This is a genomic window from Desulfurivibrio dismutans, from assembly GCF_029210385.1.
Classification (GTDB): Bacteria; Desulfobacterota; Desulfobulbia; order Desulfobulbales; family Desulfurivibrionaceae; genus Desulfurivibrio; species Desulfurivibrio dismutans.
Map to the genome: position 1 here is coordinate 154745 of NZ_JARGDQ010000002.1, position 20152 is coordinate 174896.

Annotated in this window: 10 protein-coding genes; 7 read left to right on the plus strand and 3 right to left on the minus strand. The window is 64.7% G+C overall.

Going from position 1 to position 20152, the window contains the following annotated elements:
• The first annotated feature begins 161 nt into the window (after positions 1-161).
• From P0N66_RS02740 to P0N66_RS02760, 5 genes are all read left to right on the plus strand, one after another.
• Positions 162-806, plus strand: coding sequence for a TetR/AcrR family transcriptional regulator (locus P0N66_RS02740; RefSeq protein WP_275802461.1), 645 nt, complete (start codon positions 162-164; stop codon positions 804-806).
• Entirely contained in the window at positions 803-2173 is a 1371-nt protein-coding gene (locus tag P0N66_RS02745; RefSeq protein ID WP_275802462.1) for an efflux RND transporter periplasmic adaptor subunit, read from the plus strand. Before P0N66_RS02740 ends, P0N66_RS02745 begins: the two co-directional genes overlap by 4 nt.
• Positions 2170-5277, plus strand: a complete 3108-nt coding sequence (locus tag P0N66_RS02750) for an efflux RND transporter permease subunit (RefSeq protein ID WP_275802463.1) — start codon at positions 2170-2172, stop codon at positions 5275-5277. The genes P0N66_RS02745 and P0N66_RS02750 overlap by 4 nt, the downstream gene beginning before the upstream one ends.
• A 91-nt stretch (positions 5278-5368) precedes the next feature.
• The gene (locus P0N66_RS02755) at positions 5369-5917 is read left to right on the plus strand and encodes an HPP family protein (protein ID WP_275802464.1); all 549 of its coding nucleotides are present in this window, start codon (positions 5369-5371) and stop codon (positions 5915-5917) included.
• A gap of 44 nt (positions 5918-5961) precedes the next feature.
• On the plus strand, positions 5962-6480 hold the full coding sequence (locus P0N66_RS02760) for a nucleoside deaminase (protein WP_275802465.1): 519 nt from the start codon (positions 5962-5964) through the stop codon (positions 6478-6480).
• A 183-nt stretch (positions 6481-6663) separates the two neighbouring features.
• Here P0N66_RS02760 and P0N66_RS02765 read toward each other — a convergent pair whose 3' ends face one another.
• The 3 genes from P0N66_RS02765 to P0N66_RS02775 all read right to left on the minus strand — a co-directional run bounded on the left by P0N66_RS02765 (position 6664) and on the right by P0N66_RS02775 (position 13314).
• A complete protein-coding gene (locus P0N66_RS02765) occupies positions 6664-7350 on the minus strand; it encodes a TVP38/TMEM64 family protein (RefSeq protein ID WP_275802466.1) in 687 nt (228 codons plus the stop codon).
• A gap of 15 nt (positions 7351-7365) precedes the next feature.
• Positions 7366-10350 (minus strand): AMP-binding protein, encoded by a 2985-nt coding sequence (locus P0N66_RS02770; RefSeq protein ID WP_275802467.1) that lies wholly within the window; start codon positions 10348-10350, stop codon positions 7366-7368.
• Between the two features lie 450 nt (positions 10351-10800).
• A complete protein-coding gene (locus P0N66_RS02775) occupies positions 10801-13314 on the minus strand; it encodes a heavy metal translocating P-type ATPase (protein ID WP_431190000.1) in 2514 nt (837 codons plus the stop codon).
• A gap of 284 nt (positions 13315-13598) precedes the next feature.
• On the opposite strand from P0N66_RS02775, the gene P0N66_RS02780 reads away from it, so the two are divergent.
• Together P0N66_RS02780 and P0N66_RS02785 are read left to right on the plus strand one after the other, a co-directional pair.
• Positions 13599-17834, plus strand: coding sequence for a translocation/assembly module TamB domain-containing protein (locus P0N66_RS02780; protein ID WP_275802469.1), 4236 nt, complete (start codon positions 13599-13601; stop codon positions 17832-17834).
• Between the two features lie 89 nt (positions 17835-17923).
• Positions 17924-20146, plus strand: a complete 2223-nt coding sequence (locus P0N66_RS02785; protein WP_275802470.1) for a BamA/OMP85 family outer membrane protein — start codon at positions 17924-17926, stop codon at positions 20144-20146.
• The last annotated feature ends 6 nt before the right edge of the window (positions 20147-20152 follow it).

Here is a 20152-nt window from a genome sequence, read left to right on the forward strand (position 1 = left end):
ATAATAAATCTTGCCTGAGTTGTAAAAAATATAACCACGGTCAAAACAGTTTACCATAACAAAGGGAGGACAACCGGGGTGACGGGAGGTTCCTGGTTCTTGACAGATCGGCAAACAGGAGTAAGATAGTAATCAATTACTCACTTTGTTCGGAGCAATTCATGACCAACACCACTAAACATCTGCCCGCCGAACAGCGCCGGGCCGCCACCGTCAACGCCGTGCTTGAACTGGCCGCCCGGCACAATCCGGGTAAAATCACCACCGCCGCCATCGCCCGCCAGATGAACCTGACCCAGGGGGCGCTGTTTCGCCATTTTCCCAACAAGGAAGCAATCTGGCAGGCGGTGATGGCCTGGGTGGCCGAGCAGTTGCTCAAACGGGTGGACAAGGCAGCCCGCCGGGCTCCGGGACCGCTGGCCGCTTTAGAGGCCATGTTCCAGGCGCACATTGCCTTCGTTGTCGCCCACCCCGGTATTCCCCGCATGCTGTTCCATGAATTGCAGCACCCCCACGATTCGCCGACCAAAACCATGGTCCGCAACCTGGTGCAGCGTTATCGGCAACGAGTGATCGAACTGCTCGAGGCCGGCAAAAACGCCGGCCAACTAGCCCCGGAGGTTGAGGCCGACAGCGCCGCCGTCCTCTTTGTGGGGATGATCCAGGGGTTGGTGGTCCAGTCCCTGCTGGCCGGCGGGCCCGAACAGATGGAGGCCGCCGCCCCGGGGGTTTTTGCCCTGTTTAAACGGGGGATTGCGGCCTCCGGACCGGCCGGCAACCAATTTCAAACAGGGGAATCACCATGAGGTTTGCTTTCTTAAGACCCGCGGGCCGGCTACTGCCGATTGCAGCCGGTCTGCTGGCGGGAATCGGCTTGTTGGTGCTGCTGGTGGTCAATCGCCAGATCCCGGACCACGGCGAGACCGGGCCCAAGGTACCGACCTTGGCGGTGATAAAAGTGCAGCCTCAGCAGTTGCGCCTGGAAGCCCGGGGGCACGGGGTGAGCCGTCCCGCCGAAACCTGGCAGGCCATTGCCAACGTGGCCGGACGGGTGGTGGAACGTCATCCAAAACTGGAAAGCGGCAATCTATTGCCCAAGGGAACCTTGTTACTGGCGCTCGACCCGAGCCGCTACCGGCTGGCCATCGCCGAGGCCGAGGCCGAACAGGCCTCGTTGTCCGCCGAGCAATCCCTGCTCGATACCGAGGAGGAAAACACCGGCCGCCTGCTGGCGCTGGAGCAGGAGCGACTGAACCTGGCCGAACAGGAACTGGCCCGCTTTGAACAACTGGTGGAGGAGGGTTCCGTGTCGCGCTCCCAGCGCGATGAACAACGCCGCGCCACGGTGGCGCAGCGCCAGGCGGTGGCCTCGCTGGAAAACCAGCTGGCGCTGCTGCCCAGCCGCCGTGACACCCTGGGGGCCCAGATGGCGCGGGCCCAAGCCCGTCTGGAACAGGCTCGGCAGGATCTGGCGGATACCCGCTTCGTCGCCCCCTACGATCTGCGCCTCGGCGAGGTGGAGGTCGAGCTTCACCATTATGCCGCCGCCGGCCAGCGGCTGTTTAGCGCCGACAGCATCGAAGCGGCCGAGATCGAGACCCATATCCCGCTGCCCATGTTGCGCCGACTGATGGGCAGCGTGGTGCGCCCCACCCCGCCAGAAGACACCCTTGATATTGGCCAGCGGCTCGACTTTTCGGCCATCGAGGCGCAGGTGCGGCTGGCCGGTTTTGACGACATCCGCTGGCCGGCGCGGGTAACCAGGGTGACCAGCGGGCTGGACCCGACTACCCGGGCGGCGCGGGTGGTGGTAACGGTAAAGGCTCCCTACGCCGGGGTGGCGCCGCCCGACCGACCGGCCCTGCAGCCCGGCATGTATGTACAGGTGCGGCTCAACGCCATGAGCCGGGAGTCGCAGTTGGTAATCCCGGCCACGGCGGTGCACGCCGGGGAGGTTTATCGAGTCACCGATGATGACCGCCTGGAACGGGTGGCGGTGACGGTGGCCTTCGAACAACACGATCTGGCCGTCATCACCGAAGGGCTTTCGCCCGGCGATCGGGTAATTGTCGACGATCCGGTGCCGGCGCTCGACGGCATGGCCCTCGAGCCGCGGCGCGATACCGCGCTGGAGCGGCGCCTGCAGGCCCTTGCCCGGGGTGAGACACCATGATTCGCTGGTTCGCCGGCCATCCCACCGCAGCCAACCTGCTGCTGGTCATCCTGCTGGCGGCGGGGCTCTTTGCCGCGCCGTCACTCAAGCGCGAGACCTTTCCCGATTACCGGCCGGTGGAAGTGAGCGTCGAGGTGGTCTATCGCGGCGCCAGCGCCGCCGATGTGGAGGATGCCGTCTGCCGGCGACTGTACGATGCTGTCAAGGGCGTCGATTACCTTGATGAGCTGATCTGCGTGGCCCAGGACAACCTGGCCAGCGCCACCGCCACCATGCAGGCAGGCGGCGATCCCATCCGTTTTCTCAACGAGATCGACACCGAGGTCAACGCCATCACCGATCTGCCGGCGCGCGCCGAGGCGCCGGTGGTGCGGGAGCTGCACCGCAGCGATCTGGTGGCGGCGGTGGCGGTAGCTGGCGACATGCCGCCGGAACAACTGGAGGATTACGCCCTGGCCCTGGAGGCGCGGATCATGACCCTGCCCGGGGTCGCCGGGGTCGTGATCCATGGTCTCTCCCAGCGCCAGTGGCAGGTGGAAATCCCCCGGGAGGTGCTGGGCCAGTATGGCCTGTCGGCACGTGAGCTGGCGACCCGGGTGGCACGCCAGAATGTCGACATGCCGCTGGGCACCCTGGAGACCCGGCAGCGCGACATCCAGCTGCGTTTTACCGATCAACGCCGCTCGCTGCGCCAGCTGCGGCAACTGGTGGTGGTCTCCGACGAACGGGGCGGCGAGCTGACCCTGGGGGAGATCGCCACCCTCAAACAGGTCGGCGAGCGGGAAGAAGAGCGGGTCCACTTCAACGGCGAACGGGCGATAGTGCTGGAGGTGAGCAAGAGCCTGCGCGACGACTCCCTGCGGGTGATGGACGATCTTACCGGGCTGGTCGAGGCCGAACGCCAGCGCTTTGGCGGCGGCGTGCGCCTTGCCGTCACCCAGGACATGACCAGCATCGTGCGCGATCGCCTGCAGATGCTGGTAAAAAACGGCCTGCTGGGGTTGGTGTTGGTGGTGCTGGTGATGAGCCTGTTTTTCCGCCCGCGCCTGGCCCTGTGGGCGGTGTTGGGCCTGCCGGCCGCCTTTATGGGCGCCTTTTTCGTCATGGCGCTGACCGGCCTGTCGCTGAACATGATCACTCTGGTGGCCCTGCTGATGGCGATCGGTATCGTCATGGACGATGCGGTGGTGATCACCGACAACATCGCCGCCCACGCCGCCGAGCAGGACTCCCCCCTGTCGGCGGTGGTCGCCGGCACCCGCCAGGTGCTGCCGGGGGTGCTGTCGTCGTTTCTGACCACGGTCGCGGTCTTCCTGCCGCTCTCCTTTCTGGCCGGCGAACTCGGGGCGGTGCTCGAGGTATTGCCGGTGGTTTTGATCGCCGCCCTGGCCGCCAGCCTGATCGAGGCGTTCTGGGTCCTGCCCCATCATCTTAAAGGCAGTCTGCCACGACTGCGCGACAGCCACGACTCGCGCTTTCGCGCCGCCTTCGAGCGGGGCTTCGAGCGGTTTCGCGAACGGGTGGGGACGCTCGCCGACCGGGCCATCGTCTGGCGCCGCACGGTGTTGGGACTGGTGCTGCTGGTCATCCTTGGCTCGGCCGGGTTCATGGCCGGCGGCCACATCGGCAGCGAGGCGATGCCCGACATCGAAGGGGACGTGCTCGAGGCGCGCATCCTGATGCCCCAGGGCACGCCGCTGGCGCGCACCGGGGAAGTGGCCGCGCAGGTCGAAGCGGCCATGCGCCAACTCGATGAACGCCTGACCCCGCAACAGCCGAAGGGAGCACCGCTGGTGCAGGCCATCCAGACCCGCTTTAACTACAACCCCAGCGCCCGCGAGGCCGGCGCCCATGTCGCCACGGTGATGGTGGATCTGCTCACCGCCGAGCAGCGCAGCGTCACTCTTGACGAGCTGACCGCAGCCTGGCGCCAGGCGATCGGCCCCGTCGCCGGGATCCACAGCCTGATCATCCAGGAACCGGGTTTCGGGCCGGCCGGGATCCCGGTGGAGCTGCGCCTGCAGGGCGAGGATCTGACCGCCCTGAAGGCGGCGGCCCGCGACGCGGCGGCGCACCTGACCGGTTATACCGCCGTCTATAACGTCATGGATGATCTGCGCCCCGGCAAGCCGCAGCGCAGCCTCTCCCTGGCCCCGGGTGCCCACGGGCTGGGGCTGAGCGCCGAGGAGGTGGCCGCCCAGTTGCGGGCGGCGCTGCTGGGCGAAGTGGCCGATACCCTGCGCATCGGTGAACGGGACGTGGAGATCCTGATCCGCCAAGCCGAGGGCGATCGCGACAGCCTCGATGATCTGGCTGATCAGACCATCATGCTGCCCGACGGCAAACAGGTGCCGCTGGGCGAGGTGGCCCGGATCAGCCAGCGGCGCGACTGGGCCCGCATCACCCGCATCGACGGCCGGCGCACCGTCACCGTCGAGGCCAACGTGGATGCGCGCCTGAGCAGCGGCCAGGCGATTGTCAGCGATCTGCGCGCCGGCTGGCTGGCCGACTTCCAGGCGCGTCATCCGAAGGTGGACGTGATCTTCGAAGGCCAGGTGGCCCGTTCCGCCGAGACCGGCGGCTCCATCGCCCGCGGCCTGCTCATCGGCCTGGTCGGCATTTTCGTGATTTTATCATTTCAGTTCCGCAGCTATGTGGAACCATTGATCGTCATGCTGTCGATCCCGCTGGCCTTCATCGGTGCGATCTGGGGTCATGTGCTGATGGGCTATTACCTGTCGATGCCGTCGCTGATCGGTGCCGCCGGGCTGGCCGGTATCGTGGTCAACAATGCCATCTTGCTGATCCACTTCATCAAGGGCCATCGTGAGCGGGGCCTGCCGGCCATCGCCGCCGCCGGCCAGGCCAGCCGCGATCGCCTGCGGGCGATCCTGATCTCCTCGTCCACCACCATCGCCGGGCTGGCGCCGCTGCTGGCGGAAACCAGCACCCAGGCCGACGCCATTAAACCATTGGTTATCTCCGTGGTATTCGGCCTGCTCAGCGCTACCGTACTGGTGCTGCTGGTGATCCCGGCGCTTTATGTACTGTTCGACGACTGGGGGTGGACCCGGCCCACCGAGGCCGGCGGGGAGCAAGGATAAACAGCCGCAAGAGGCGGTGGCCCTGATCCATTTCCGGTTGCTGGCCGGGGTCGACCGCTGGAATCAAAACTCCATCAAAGGTTAGAGCTACATGAACAAAGTAAGGGAATATTTCTGCAAGATGAAAGGAACGGGCCAGTGTCCGCCCCGAGTCAGCACCAGCGAGATCTTCTGGTCCTGGCTGGGGGCCTTTGTGGGAATCATCGCGGTGGGCCTGCTCCACTACCGGTTGGTGGACGGCACCGGCCTGCTGCTCATCGTCGGTTCTTTCGGGGCCTCGGCGGTGCTGATCTACGGGGCCCCGGCCGGTCCCTTGTCCCAACCACGCAACCTGGTCGGCGGCCATGTGCTTTCCGCCCTGATCGGGGTGGTCTGCTACCAGCTGCTGACGCCCCATCTCTGGCTGGCGGCGGCCCTGGCGGTGGCCACGGCCATTGCCTTGATGCACCTCACCCGGACCCTGCACCCGCCGGGCGGGGCCACTGCCCTGATCGCGGTCATCGGCGGCCCGGAAATCTACGACCTGGGTTACTGGTATATTCTGCTGCCGGTGGGCAGCGGGGCGTTGATCATGCTGCTGGTGGCGTTGCTGATCAACAACATCCCGGCCTCCCGCCGCTATCCTGCCTTCTGGGTATAAATCGGCGGCACCAGCCGGACAACTCTCCGACCAAGGGAAAACAAATGGGTAGGATGGAGCAGCATCAACGTTTTATGGATATGGCCCTGGAGCAGGCCCGGGCGGCCTTGAAGGCCGGAGAATTTCCGGTGGGGGCGATCCTGGTGGCCGAAGGCGAGGTGGTGGCCGAGGGCTGCCGGCAAAACAGCGGCGGCGTCGCACCCACCGAGCTGGACCATGCCGAAATTGTGGCCCTGCGCCGGCTGCTGACCCAAAATCCGGAGATCAAGCGCAGCTCGTTGACCCTGTATGCCACCATGGAACCCTGCCTGATGTGCTACGCCACCCTGCTCCTTAACGGCGTGCGGCGCATTGTTTACGCCTACGAAGACGTGATGGGCGGCGGCACCTCCCTGGAGCTTGCCCGGCTGGCCCCCCTCTACCGGGAGATGGCCCCGGACGTGCAAATCATCCCCCATGTCCGGCGGCGGGAAAGCCTGGCACTGTTCCAGGAGTTTTTCCACCGGCCGGACAACCGCTACTGGCAGGACAGCCTGCTGGCGAAATACACCCTTGCACAATAACCCCTCAATTTTACAGCCGTTTCAAAAGACTTAAACGTGTATATGATCACGGGTTTCGAGCGAAAATAAGCGGTTGCGGTTACGGCCTGCCGCAGGTTGCGGCAGGCCGGACGACACCCATACATCGGTAAGTGAGCTGGCCAAACAACACCTACGTCGGTGCTACCAGAGGGGTTACGAAGCTTACCAGGAGCCGTTGGTCAACGCCGGCTTGCGGCCGAAAATCAGCTTGGCGGCGATAAAGAGGGCAGAGAGCAGCAGCAGCGGTGCCAGCAGTTGCCAGGAGAGAAACTCGCCGGGCTCATCCATGGTGGTCAACTGATAGATGGCGGCGGAATAGAGATAGCCCTTGATCACAAAGCCGACAACGGTGGAGAGCACGAAGTAGCGCAGAGGCAGGCCCAGTATCCCGGCGCCGTAGTTGATCACCGAGTGGGGGAAGCTGGGAAAGATCCGCACCGCGCAGAGGGCGACGAAATCGCCGTGGCGGCGGATAAAGTTGAACAGCGGCTTATGGCGGAGCCGGGCGCTTTCATGGCGGGACAGTCGCCGGGAAAGAAAATAGCCCCCAACCGCCCCGCCAACCCCACCGATGACAATAAGCACCGTGGCCACCACCGGCACGAACAGGGCGCCGGCCAACCACATGAAAAAGGAACCCGGCAGGGCCAGGGCGTAAAAGACCACCATGGCCAGAATAATCAGGGGTGGAAACCACCAGTGATGAGCATAGTGACGACTGGCCTCCAACACCTCCAGCCAGTCCACCAGCTCCAGCCGCTGAGCCAGTATTCCCAGCACCAGCAAGGCCGCCAGCACCAGCAACTGGTACGAAGGGCGACGTTTTTTGGGGTTGCTCAGTTCATCCATCGACACTAATCCCCATCAACTGCTCACCAGCGCAGCGACCTTTTTCTGCAGGGCGGCGGCAATCCGGCCGGCCCGGCCATTTACCGGCCGACCAGTAACCGTTACCGGCTCTGACGACCGTTGCTCATCTTGCTCTCTCTTTTCCGCCAGCAACTGCTCGGCGGTCATTGGCCGGCCAAACTTGATGCTGATGGGGTGCGGTTTAAAAAAATTGCGCCCCCGGGGCCAGGCCAGGTTGGCGCCGGCGATATGGGCTGGTACCACATAAACCGGCCGGCGGTCAAGCAGCATCCCGATTCCTGAACGGAAGGGCTGCAGCCGACCGTCCCAGGAGCGCTCACCTTCCGGAAACCAGACCAGGTTGCAGCCATTATCCGTAATAACCGCGCCATAAGCCAGGCTGGTGGCAGTGGCCCGGCGTGGATCGATGGGCACCGCCTGGCCCAGGCGGCAGACCAGGCGAAAAAAAGCATTGCGGAAAGCCACCTCGGCGTTGCCAGCGTAATAGGTGCGGCGAAACAGCGGGAAGGGCAGCGCTGCGCCAATGGCAAAGGAGTCCAGAAAACTGACATGATTGGGGGCCAGAATAAAAGGTTTTTCTTTTGGCAGATGTTCCAACCCCTCCACCCGAAGCCGGAACAGTAAACGAAAAAGAAACCGGTTTAGTTGATACAGCCCCCAGGCCATGGCTATCTGCAGAGAGTTGAGGGGCTTGAGCCAGCGACGGCTCTGCTCTTTGAGCACCGTTTCCGGCTCGTCCAGAGGATCAAAAGCGGTAAAACCCTTGCCCAGGGCGCTGAGCTCAATAACCTCGTGTAAAAGATCCCGCACCGTTTCCACCCGGCCGATGACCTCCTCGGTCAGCTGCACGTCGGCCTGACGGCCGATTTCGGTGGCCAGGTTAAGCCAGCCCAAAGAATCAACCCCCAAGTCCAGGTGCGGGCTGGTGTCCGGGCTGAGCCGCACCTTGGGATAGTGCCGGGCCAGCCAATCCCAGACCCGGCGGGCCGCCGGGTCCTCCAGCAGGGCCCGATCGTGGTCGGACATTTCGGACCAGGACACCGGCCCTGCCTCACTGGGCTGGTGCTGGTGGTCCCGAGCTTGCCGGTAGCGCTCCGGCAGCAGGTGGCGGCGGATCTTGCCCAGCCGGGTGCGGGGCAGGGCCTCACGGCTGAGGGCAAACTCGTCGGGCCGCTGGTAGGAAGGCAAGTTATGGGAAACCGCCAGCAGGGCCTGGCGCAGAGCCGCCTCTTCGTCCTGTTCGCCGGCCCGGCGCAGCGCGGCCAGTTCCGGCACCAGCAGCACCGCCAGCCGGCCTCCCCGGCTGAGCACCCCGGCTTCGCGGATGAACGTATGGGTGACCAGCCGGTCTTCCAGGGCCTCGGGCTGGATATTCTTGCCACCGGCGGTGACGATCAGGCTGGAGGCGCGGCCGACCAGGAAGAGAAAACCGTCCCGGTCGAAATAACCCAGGTCGCCGGTACGAAACCAGTCATCTTTGAAGGCTGCCCCCGTCTTTGCCGGTAAGTTGTGATAACCGGCAAAGACGTTGGGGCCTTTGGCCAGCACCTCGCCCATGGGCTGATCCTGTGCCCCAGCCGCTGTTTGTTCCCCGGCCCTTTCGCCTGCCGGCTCGGGGTCGGTGGCCGATGCCCCGTTCGCCCGCTCTTCCCGGCTCTTCTCGCCTTCACGAGCCGGCTGCTTTACCCGGCTCTCCCCCTCTTCCCGATCGTTTTCGGCCCGGTCATTTTCCGCCGCCACCGGCTCCAGCCGCAGTTCCACCCCCGGCACCGCCCGGCCGACGCTGCCGAGCCGACCGCCCACCGGAGGGTTGATGGTTAGCAGCGGGGCGGTTTCGGTCAGCCCGTAGCCAATGGCCACCTGCCAGCCCAAGGCCTCCAGCCGCTCGGCCAGTTCCGGGTCCAGGGCCGAGCCACCGGAGGCCAGCAGCCGCAGAGAAGCCCCAAAGCGGCGATGCAGGGGCGCCAGCAGCAGCTTGCCCGCCCGCAGCCCCAGCCGCCGCTTGAGCCAGGCGCTCACCCCAAGGGCACTACGGAAATATAGCCGGGCCGGCGCCCCGCCGTCCGCCACCTTGTCGGCAATGCCCTGGTACAGGGCCTGGTAAAGACGAGGCACGCCGATCAGGGCGGTGGCCCGGCCGGCCTTCACCGCCCGCAGAATCCGGGGCCCGGTCAGCACGTCGGGCATGATCAGGGGCAGGCCCAAGGCCAGCGGGGTGAACATGCCCACCACCAGGGGATATACATGATGAAAAGGTAAAGGGAGCAGCACTCGGTCGCTGGCACTCACCAGTCTGGCGCCACCCACGGTCTTGAGCTGAAAGACCAGGTTGGCATGGCTCAACGGCACCCCCTTGGGCGGCCCGGTGGTGCCGGAGGTATAAAACATGGCGGCGGGATCTTCCGGGCGGCGGCGGGGGAAAGCGGACGGTGGTGGACCGGTGGGTAAATCATCGAAGGGCAGCAGTTCCAGTTTCCCGTTTTGCTTTGGCCCCGCCCGCTCGGGGTGCGGCTCATTCTCGGCGGGCTGACGGCCCGCCTCCAAGGCGCCGGCTGACGCCGGCAAACCCGCCGCCGCCGGGAAGCGGGCCTCCCGAGAACCGCCCGGCTGGATTTTGGCAAAGCGCGACTCCAGCCCGGCGCCGATGAAAAAATAGCGGGCGCCGCTGTCCGCCGCCACATGGGCCAGGCCGTCGTCGTCGAGCTGGGCGTCCAGCGGCAGCAGCACCCCGCCGGCCCGCAGCACGGCCAGGGCGGCAAAGATCCATTCCGGCCGGTTTTCCCCCAGTAGGCCCACCAGCTCGCCAGGCTGAAGCCCCATGGCCAGCAGCCCCCCGGCCACTTCATCCACCCGGGCGCCCAACTGCCGATAAGACCACCGCCGAATCTGCTCCGCCTCCACCAGAACCAGGGCCGGCTGTTCCCCCCATTCTGGTAATCCCACCAGCAACTCCGTCAATGACCCATATTCTTTCGCCATAAAAAAATGCCAACCTTCCAAGTCATTGGTTTTGGTCACGGGGTGGGTGCCGCAAAACCGGGTAGCGACTCATTCTCGGCCGGCATCCTGCCGTCCTCCGAGGTGCCCGCCGCCTCTTGCGCGTCCATGCGCCCGGCGGCGGGCAAACCCGTCGCTACCCGGTTTTACGGCACCCGTCCAGGCACCATGCTGCCTTCATCTTGCCCTGCTACCCCGCTACCGGTTTCCGCAGCCCCCGTCCAAGGATCACGCGGCTTGCTTCTCGCCCTGGAATATCCCGTGATTGCATACAACAACCGAGCCGTTTTTTGTCACCAACACCCTACATGCCCCGGCTGAAGCCCGGCAGCGCCGCAGGTTGCGGCAAGCGGACCGGCGCCGCGTACTCCAGTACGCAAGCCGGGCCGATCGCCGCAAGATGCGGTGCTGCCGGGCTTCAGCCTCTTCAGCCTAGCGGAACCAGCGTAGGCGCAAGGTGTTCAGCACCACCGAAATGGAGCTGAAGGCCATGGCGGCGGCGGCCAGCATGGGGTTCAGAATAATGCCCCAGATGGGGTAGAGCGCCCCGGCCGCCACCGGGATCAGCACGATGTTGTAAAAAAAGGCCCAGAACAGGTTCTGCCGGATCATCCGCATGGTGGCACGGGAGAGCCGGATGGCGGTGGGCACGCCGCCCAAATCGCCGGAAATCAGGGTGATGTCGCCGGCCTCCATGGCCACGTCGGTGCCGGTGCCGATGGCAATACCCACATCGGCCCGGGCCAGGGCCGGGGCATCGTTGATCCCGTCGCCCACCATGGCCACCACCCTGCCCTCGTCCTGCAGATTTTTGACCGCCTTTTCTTTGTCCTCGGGCAGCACCTCGGCCAGTACCCGGTCGATACCCACCTTGGCGGCAATGGCTTGGGCGGTGTGGCGGGCATCGCCGGTGAGCATCACCACCTCCAGGCCCATTTCCCGCATCTTGGCAATGGCCCTCGCCGATGATTCCTTGACCGGGTCGGCCACCGCCAGCAATCCGGCAAACCGGTTATCCACCGCCACCAGCACTGGGGTTTTGCCCTGGCCGGCCAACTCCCCGGCTCTCTCCCGCCAGCCCGGCTCCAGCGTCACCCCTTCCCGTTGCAGCAGCCGGGCATTGCCCACCAACAGGTGGCGGCCGGCCACCGTGGCCTGCAGGCCATGGCCGGGCACGGCGGTGAAATCGCTTACCGCCGCCAACTCCAGGTCGCGCTCCACCGCCGCCCGGACCACGGCTTCACCCAACGGGTGTTCCGAGGCCTGCTCCACCGCCGCCACCAGGGCCAGTAGCCGATTTTCGCCGCCGGCCGAGGTCTCATCCCGGTCGGCCGCCGGGGCGGCAAATTCCCCCGCCGGCAGGATATCGGTCATCGCCGGGGTGCCGGCGGTGATGGTGCCGGTCTTGTCCAACACCACGGTGTTTAGCTTGTGGGCCAGCTCCAAGGATTCGGCTCCCTTGATCAGAATGCCGTTTTCCGCCCCCTTGCCGGTGCCCACCATGATCGCCGTGGGAGTGGCCAGCCCCAGGGCGCAGGGGCAGGCGATGATCAACACCGCGATAAAGACGGTGAGGGCGAAGATCAGCGATGGTTCGGGGCCGAAAGCCCACCAGAACAAGGCGCTGACGGTGGCGGTGAGGATCACCGCCGGCACGAACCAGGCGGCGATCTGGTCCACCAGCTTCTGCACCGGCGCCTTGGAGCCCTGGGCCGCCTCCACCAGGCGGATGATCTGGGCCAGCATGGTGTCCTTGCCCACCTTGGTGGCCCGCATCCGGAAGCTGCCGCTCTTGTTGATGGTGGCCCCGATCACCTGGTCGCCGGGCTGTTTGCTCACCGGCAGGCTCTCGCCGGTGAGCATGGCCTCGTCGATACTGGAGCGGCCCTCGATGATCTCGCCGTCCACCGGGATTTTTTCACCGGGCCGCACCAGGATGACATCACCCGTCTGAACCTCTTCAATGGGGATGTCGAGCACGGTTTCCGCCCCGGCCGGAGCGGCGGAATCCCCGGCGGCCGGAGCGGCGGAATCCCCGGCGGCCGGAGCCGACGACGCTGTCGCCGGCTGGGCCGATGGGGCCGTCTCCACCGCAGCCGAGGACGACGGGACGGCGGGAAACGAAGCCAGCGCGGCCGGTTCCCCCGCCGCCGGCAGCTCGCAGGCCGCGCCGTCTTCGCCCAACCCGCAGGCCGGTCCGGCGGCATCGTCCCCGGCGGCCGCCGTAGCCGACGCGGCCGGGCGCACCACCCGGGCGGTCTTGGCCTTGAGCCCCATGAGCTTGCGCATGGCCTCGGAGGTCTTGCCCTTGGCCCGGGCCTCAAGCAGACGGCCTAGCAGGATCAGGGTGGTGATCACCGTCGCCACGTCGTAGTAAAGCTGGTAGGGAAAGCCAAGATTGGTGAGGAAAGTCGGCGCCACGGTCATGGCAGCGGAGTAGAACCAGGCCGAGCTGGTGCCCATGGCCACCAGCACGTTCATGTCGCTGGTGCCGTGGCTCAGCGAGGCCCAGGCGCCCCGATAGAAACGCCAACCGGAAAAAAACTGCACCGGAGTGGTGAGCAGCAACAGGGTATAGGGGTTGCCCAGCCAGGCCGGCACCACCACCAACGCCCAGTCGTGCAGGCCCATGGGGACCATCTCCGGCAGGCTGCCGTACAGCACCACGGTGGTCAGCAAGGCGGCTATGGAGAAATCAATTTTAAGCCGCCGCAGGGCCCGGGCCCGCTCTTCCCGTTCCCGGTCCACCGCCGCCGCGTCCTGCTCGGCGGGGGCGGCCTTAAATCCCAGGGATTCGATGGCCGCCATCAACTCTCCGGTGGTGACCTGCGCCGGATTGTAATCAATGTATGCCTTTTCCGCCGCCAGGTTGACCCTGGCGGCAAGCACCCCTTCGTGGCGGGAAACCACCTTTTCAATGCGGGCCACGCAGGAGGCGCAGCTCATGCCGGAGATTTTCAACTCCAGGCGGTCCGGGGTTGCTTTGGGGTCTTTAAGAACGGTTTTTTTCAAGGTTTGATGCTCCGACGGGCCCAGCGCCATCATTTTTCCACCACGGATAACAGTGACCTCACCTGTCGTCTGAGGTCCGTGGCGGAAAAGGATTAAGCACCGGTATATTAATGGAAATCACCGGTAAAGTTTTCTAAGATAATGTAAGATACCGTATGATACATAATTGTTCTTCATTTTAAAACCTCTCACCCGGTCACGGTTCATCATTCACCAGCATGCCCACCCGCCTTTTTACCATAAGCGCGATTTTACTCGCGCTGCTGCTGTTGCTGGCCGCCGGCCTTTACGCCCTCCGGGCGGAGGTGATCGGCCCGCGCCTGCTGGCCGCCGCCAACACCTATCTGGGCCCGGCTCTGGGGGTTGAACTGGCGGCCGGCAAGGTCGGGGGAAACTACCTTAACTCATTAATTTTAAAAGATATTTACACCGTAAAAAAAGTTGCTGCCGACGGCGAGTTACCAGCCTTCCAGCCGGAACTGGAGGCCCGGCAACTGCGCCTGCGCTATCAACTGCCGGCCCTGCGCCATGGGACAGAAGCCTTTCTGGCCACCCTCCGAATCGAACTGAGCCGGGGCCGCCTGACCCTGCAGCTGCCGCCCGGAGCCGAAGTCGACTCCGAAAAAACAGCGGCCCTGCCCGAAGCGGCGGAACTCCAGCAACTGTTTGCTACCATCGTCGAACTGGCCGCCCTACTGCCGGCCATCAGCCTGGATCGGGTTGATTTGCGGCTGCAAAGCCAAGACCTTGCCCTGGCGGCCAACGACCTTGCCCTGAGCTTTTCTCCGGCAACCGACCCCGCCAAGGATACCTCCCGGCTCACCCTGCAAAGTGGGTCCTTCAGTCTGCAACATCCCCGGCTGCAGCTTCTGCAGGCCCCGCTGGCACTGGAACTGCAGGCCGGCGGCGACAAACAGGACGGCAGCCTCACCATCTCCCGACTGGAATGGCAAAACCTGCTGGCGGTCAGCACCGGCCGCCTCTCCTGGTCGGAACCACCCGCCGGCGAAGTCAACTTATACGACCCGCTGAATCAACCGGCTCAAGCCATCCCTGAGCTCGACCTTGAAGTGCAACTGCAGCTTCTGGAGACGGCATTGCATGGGCGGGCAACCCTGACTCCGGACCACTGGCGTGGCGAGCTGGCCACCGGTTCCTTCAACCTCGCCCGACTGGCCGAGTTCTGGTTTGAACCACCCCGGTTGAGCGGTAAAGTCACGCTCGCCAGCCGCCTTGAGATGGCCCCCGCCGCCCCTTGGGAAACCCTGAGCGGTGAGCTGGAGCTGCAGCTTGCACAGGGAGCGGTGGCGGAACATCGGCTGGACGACCTGGAGCTGCAGGCCCGCTTCCGGCAAGGTGAACTGCAGTTGGCCCGGTTGACCGCCGGCCTGGCGGACAACCGGCTGGAGTTGGCACAACTGCACCTGCCTTTGCCGGCCCTGCTTGCAGCCGACCTTAAACAGTTGCTGCACCGGAGCCGGCTGGCGGAGTTACGGCTCGATTTTCGCAACCTGCCCGAACTGCTCAATGCCGCCGGCCTGGAGGCAGCGACCCTGATCCCGGCGCCATTTTTGGAGCTGACCCGGCAGCAACTTCAACTGCAGGCCGGCCTGGAACACGGCCTCCTGCAGGTCCGGGAGTTAAACCTGATCAACGATACCGGCCGCCTCACCATCCCCCGGGCGGTCATCGGCCCCTGGCCACCAGATGATGATTATTGGCAACTTCCGGTGGAGGGTGAGGCGCACCTGGAAATCAGCAACCTGGGTGAATTCACCCGCCGCTGGCAATTACCCGCCCTGAGCGGCCGGCTGCAGGGCGAACTGGCCGTGCAGGGCATCCCGTCCGATCCTCGAGGTTTTGTTATCCTGGAAGCCGCCGATCTCCGCCGACCGGGTCTGGAACTGGATCACCTGCAGCTCACCCTGCGGGGCGACCGCCAGCAGTTGCACCTGGAACGTCTGCACCTGAAACACGACACCGATTACTTTCAGGCCGGCCTGACGGTTGACCCCTCTCCCCTGCTGGAGGCGGTGCTGGCCAAAGAACCGATCGCCGCCACTGCCGAGGGAAGCGAAGGGAAGAAACCCAGCCCCGCGATCAACCTGGAAAAACTGCTGGCCGCCCTTAACTGGGAAAACCTGCAGGTTTCTTTTAACTTCGCCGACCTGGCCGCATACCACGAACTGCTGCCGCCAGCCTGGCACACCGGCGGCCGGCTGCAGGGCGAACTCAGCGGCGACGGCACCCTGGAACAGCCCCGCCTGACCGCCAACCTGCAGCTTTACGACCTGCAGCTGCCGGCCGGTGACCGGCCGGCGCCGTGGCCCAAGCTGGATCAGGTAACGGCCGACCTGCAACTGGCGGAGCAGCAGTTGCAGGTTAAGCAGTTTTCCGTCCGGCGCCACCATGACCGGCTTCAGGTAGCCGGCCGGCTCCGGCTGCCCGGCTATCGCCTGCCGGAATTGCCGGAACCTGCCGCCATGGAGTTGCAGGAATTAGAAATTACTCTTGCGGTGTCGGAACTGGCCGCCTATGCCGATTTGCTGCCACCGCCGTTGCAACCGGCAGTCCCCCCGGCGCCGCTGCCGATTGCAACCGGAGAAGAACCAGCAGCCGAAGCCGGAACTGCCCCGCCGGCCGGCCGCGGCCTGGATGGCGCCCTGACCGCCCGGGTCCAGGGCGGCGGCACCCTGACCGACCATGCTTTCACCGCCACGGCCGAACTTACCCGAGGCCGGCTGGCGGATTTCCGCCTGCAGAGCTTTAGCGGGCAGGCTGAATTCCGCCTGCCGGGGGGTGATCCGGGCGCCTTGCAGTTGACCGGCTCCTTTCAGGCCCAAGAGCTTTACCGCCAGGCCGATCTCCTGGTTCGGGAACTCAGCAGTGACTTAGGCTATACCGCCGGCCGCCTCACCGTTACACGGGGGAAGGCGAGCAACGACCAGGGCCGATTGCGGATGGGGGGCGAAATGCATGGTCTGGGGACCGAAACTCTGACCTTGCATTTCAACCAGCTGGAGCTTGCCACCGATGATTTAACCCTGATTCTGGCCGCCCCGGCCAGGCTGCATTTTTCCGGCGGCCGGCTGCATGACGCCGAACTGGAAATGACGGGGCTGGGCGCCTACCTCCATCTCCAGGGCGGCTATGACCCCAACGCTCCCGGCGCCGAACTGGACTTCCAGGCCCGTTTGCGCAGCGATGAGTTGAGCTGGCTTGGCCCCTTGCTGCCCGGTGTCCGCCGGCTGGAAGGAAAGGTGGCGGCCGAGTTGGAACTGTTCGGCTCACCGGCCGACCCGCAAGTTCGGGGGACATTCGAGTTGGAAGAGGGCGAGTTGCGGCCCGAAGGCGACACCCCGGCTTTTCGGGAAATCCGGGCCCGGGCCGATTTTGATGCTCAAGGCCTGGAACTGCGTTATATCGATGGTCAGTGGAGCGGCGCCCCTCTGACCATCCGGGGCCGGGTCGACTTCCCCCCCGCTTTCCCTCTGGCTTTCAGCGGTGACAACATCAGCCGGGAACTGCGTTTAAACCTTACCCTGCAAGGTGAAGAACTGCTTTTTTACCGGGCGGAAGGGATCAGGCTCCGGGGCCGAACCGACCTCAACCTGACCGGCCCCCTGGCCGCCCTGCACCTGGCCGGAGAGGTGGCCATCAGTGAAGGCCGCTACACCCGCAACGTCGATTTCCTGGAGATGTTCCGGGCCCCCGGCGGCCCTCGACGGTCCGGCGGCCTGCAGCTTTTTTCCCTGACCGCACCACCCTGGCGTGAAATGACCTTCAATATCCGGATCATCGCCGACCATCCCTTCACGGTGGCCAACAACATGGCCCGCGGCAGCCTGCGGCCCAACCTGCGCCTCGGCGGCAGCGGCGAACTGCCGGTGCTAACCGGAGAAATTTATCTGGACCCCACCCGGCTCACCCTGCCTTCTGGTCGCTTCCAGATTGAATCGGGCCTGATCCGTTTTCCCGAACAGGATCCCGACCGGCCGGAGTTTGACCTGCTGGCCACCGCCCGGCTGCTGGGTTACGACATCAACATGGTGCTACAGGGAACCGCCGACGAACCGGTGCTGACCTTGAGTTCAACCCCACCGCTGGGCGACGACGAACTGCTGCTGCTGGTGCTTACCGGCCAGCCCCCGTCAGCGCTGGGCCATGAAACCGCCCGGCGGCGGGCCGGGATGAACATGGCGGTCTTTCTTGGCCGCGACCTGCTGGCCCGGATCTTCCACGGCGATGATCCGCCCAGCGACGAGGCGATCCTGGAGCGTTTCCATATCGACGTGGGCCGTGACATCACCCGCCGCGGGGATGAAACCATCGAAGCCGAACTGCGGCTGGTGGACGACCTGATCCGCCCCGGCAACCGCCTGTTCATCACCAGCGAAAAAGATGTCTACGACGACTTCAACATCGGTCTTAAGATCGTTTTCCGGTTCCGCTGATGCCTTTTTTTCTCATACATCATGCCCCCTCAAGGTCATTGGCTTTGACTCCGGGGTGGGGACCGCAACCGGGACGGTGGCTGCCGTTGATGCTGGGCTGGTGGCTACTGCTCCTGCTGACGGCTTGGCCCGGCCCGGCGCCGGCTGAAGATTACGTTGCCCCCGACCGGCCACCGGAACCAGAGGTCGTTTTTCACTTTATCGGTAATCGGGACTTGACCGAAGAACGCCTGCGCACCGCTGCTGCCGTCGATCTCCGGCTTTTTACCCGCCACCGCCGGCCTACCGCCATCGATGATGCCGCCTACCTGATGCAGCTGGCCTACCGCCGGACCGGCTACCATTTTGCGGAAGTGGCATACGAACTCCATGAAACTCCCAACGCCCTGGCCGTAACCAGGGTGGACTTCCTGATCAGCGAAGGCGCAAGGGTGCTGCTGGGCGATTCGGGGTTTGCCGGCAATACCGTGTTCAGCAACCGGGAGTTGCGGGAGTTGCTGGAAAACATCATGCGCGGCGAGGGCACCGGGCCGCCGCCTTTCATTGAGGCCAGGCTTAACGAAGCCACCAGCCGGATCAGGGAGCTTTACCTCAACGAAGGCTACCGGGGTGTCCAAATCGAGGTGGGCGAGGTGCTTTTCCTGCCAGCCAATCGGGAAACCAGAACACTGGCCAACGGCGCCTTGTTGGCCACCGTTACTATTAACATCGACGAAGGCGAACGCTGGCTGATTGCCGGGATCGAACTTGATCGGTCGCCGCCGGACCCGGCAACGGCGGAGATTGACCGGGCCCTGGCCGCCGCCAAAGATGAACTGCTCGACAGACCCTATTTCACCCGGCGCAAACTGGTCCTGCGTAGCCATCTGCTGGAGGCCTTCCATGCAACCGGCTACCCCGAAGCCCGGGTGCAAATCCACGACCAGACCGGCGATGTCCCGGGGGAAATTTTCCTGCTGGCCGAAACCGCCAGCGGTCCCCGGGTGATCATCGAGGAAGTTGAGATCAGCGGCAATCGGCGCACCAGAGACAGTTTCATCAACCGGCGGCTACTCCTCTCTCCCGGTGAATTGTACAACGAACGCCACCGCCGAGAATCCTTCCAGGAGCTTTACCGCAGCGGTCTTTTTAACCGAATCGATTTCGAACTGCTCCCCATGGATGAAGAAGAGTCTGCGCCAGTCCTGATCCCCACCGATCCGGCCGCACCGCCCGACCCAGCAACAACGACGGTCCGCCGGCGGCTGCTGGTGGAGGTTGATGAAGCCGACAGCCGGGAGCTTTTCCTGGCTGGAGGCTGGGGTTCTTATGAGATGCTGCGGCTCAGGGCCGGCTTTGTTAACCGCAACCTCTTTGGACACGGCCGCATTCTGCGCCTGGAAACCGGCGCCTCAATGAAAGGCACCGAGGTGGAGACCGGCATCACCGATCCCTGGTTCCTGGAAAGCCGGGTACAGGCCGATTTCCCGATTTTTTACCGGGTCCGGGAAGAGCCTTCCTTCACCCGCACCGAAAAAGGGCTGGGGCTGCTTTTTTCCCGGGAGCTGACCCGGGACCGTACCGCCTCAGTGGGCTACCAGGTCCGACGCAGCGATATCAGCCAAATCAAGGCCGACACCGACACCGAAAGCCTGGAGAGGGGCTACGGGATTGCCAGCCTCAAGTTTCAGCTCAGCCGCGACACCCGCAACGACATCTTCTTCCCCACCGCCGGCCATCGCACCTACGGGGCGGTGGAAACCGCCGACAAGGTGCTGGGCAGTGAGTTGGAATTTTTCCGTTTTACCGCCGGCTGGCGCAAATTCCGGCCTGTCAGCCCTACCCTGACCCTGGGGGCGCGGGTCGATTCCGGCCTGATCATCCCCAGCCGCGACCAGGTAACCATTCCCTTGGGGGAGCGGTTTTACAGCGGCGGGGAAAATTCAGTGCGCAGCTTCCGGGAAGGGCGGCTGGGCCCCAAAGATCTCAAAGGCCGGCCGGTGGGGGGCATGGGTTTCAACACCCTGAGCCTTGAGTTGCGGCGCCGGCTCACCGACAAACTGGCCCTGTCGGTTTTTGCCGATTACGGCAATATCTCACCCAACCGTTCCCGGGCCGAGGAAGATGAAGAGGCCTTCACCAGCGGCTCCGAGGTAATCGACGCCACCCTGGATGATTTTTTTAGCGATTTTCGTCCCGGCCTGGGCGCCGGCCTGCAGTATCTGCTGCCGGTGGGCCCGGCCCGCCTGGATGTGGCCTTCAACCCCGACCGCCAAGACGACCGCCACGAAACCACCTACGTGATCCACTTCAGCCTGGGCATGGCTTTTTGAAGCCAA

Excerpts from the sequence above, each read along its gene's own strand:
- P0N66_RS02780 (WP_275802469.1), top strand. The coding sequence starts at position 13,599 with ATGCCCACCCGCCTTTTTACCATAAGCGCGATTTTACTCGCGCTGCTG.
- P0N66_RS02750 (WP_275802463.1), top strand. The coding sequence starts at position 2,170 with ATGATTCGCTGGTTCGCCGGCCATCCCACCGCAGCCAACCTGCTGCTG.
- P0N66_RS02785 (WP_275802470.1), top strand. The coding sequence starts at position 17,924 with ATGCTGGGCTGGTGGCTACTGCTCCTGCTGACGGCTTGGCCCGGCCCG.
- P0N66_RS02745 (WP_275802462.1), top strand. The coding sequence starts at position 803 with ATGAGGTTTGCTTTCTTAAGACCCGCGGGCCGGCTACTGCCGATTGCA.
- P0N66_RS02740 (WP_275802461.1), top strand. The coding sequence starts at position 162 with ATGACCAACACCACTAAACATCTGCCCGCCGAACAGCGCCGGGCCGCC.
- P0N66_RS02770 (WP_275802467.1), bottom strand. The coding sequence starts at position 10,350 with ATGGCGAAAGAATATGGGTCATTGACGGAGTTGCTGGTGGGATTACCA.
- P0N66_RS02760 (WP_275802465.1), top strand. The coding sequence starts at position 5,962 with ATGGGTAGGATGGAGCAGCATCAACGTTTTATGGATATGGCCCTGGAG.
- P0N66_RS02765 (WP_275802466.1), bottom strand. The coding sequence starts at position 7,350 with ATGGATGAACTGAGCAACCCCAAAAAACGTCGCCCTTCGTACCAGTTG.
- P0N66_RS02775 (WP_431190000.1), bottom strand. The coding sequence starts at position 13,314 with ATGAGCTGCGCCTCCTGCGTGGCCCGCATTGAAAAGGTGGTTTCCCGC.
- P0N66_RS02755 (WP_275802464.1), top strand. The coding sequence starts at position 5,369 with ATGAACAAAGTAAGGGAATATTTCTGCAAGATGAAAGGAACGGGCCAG.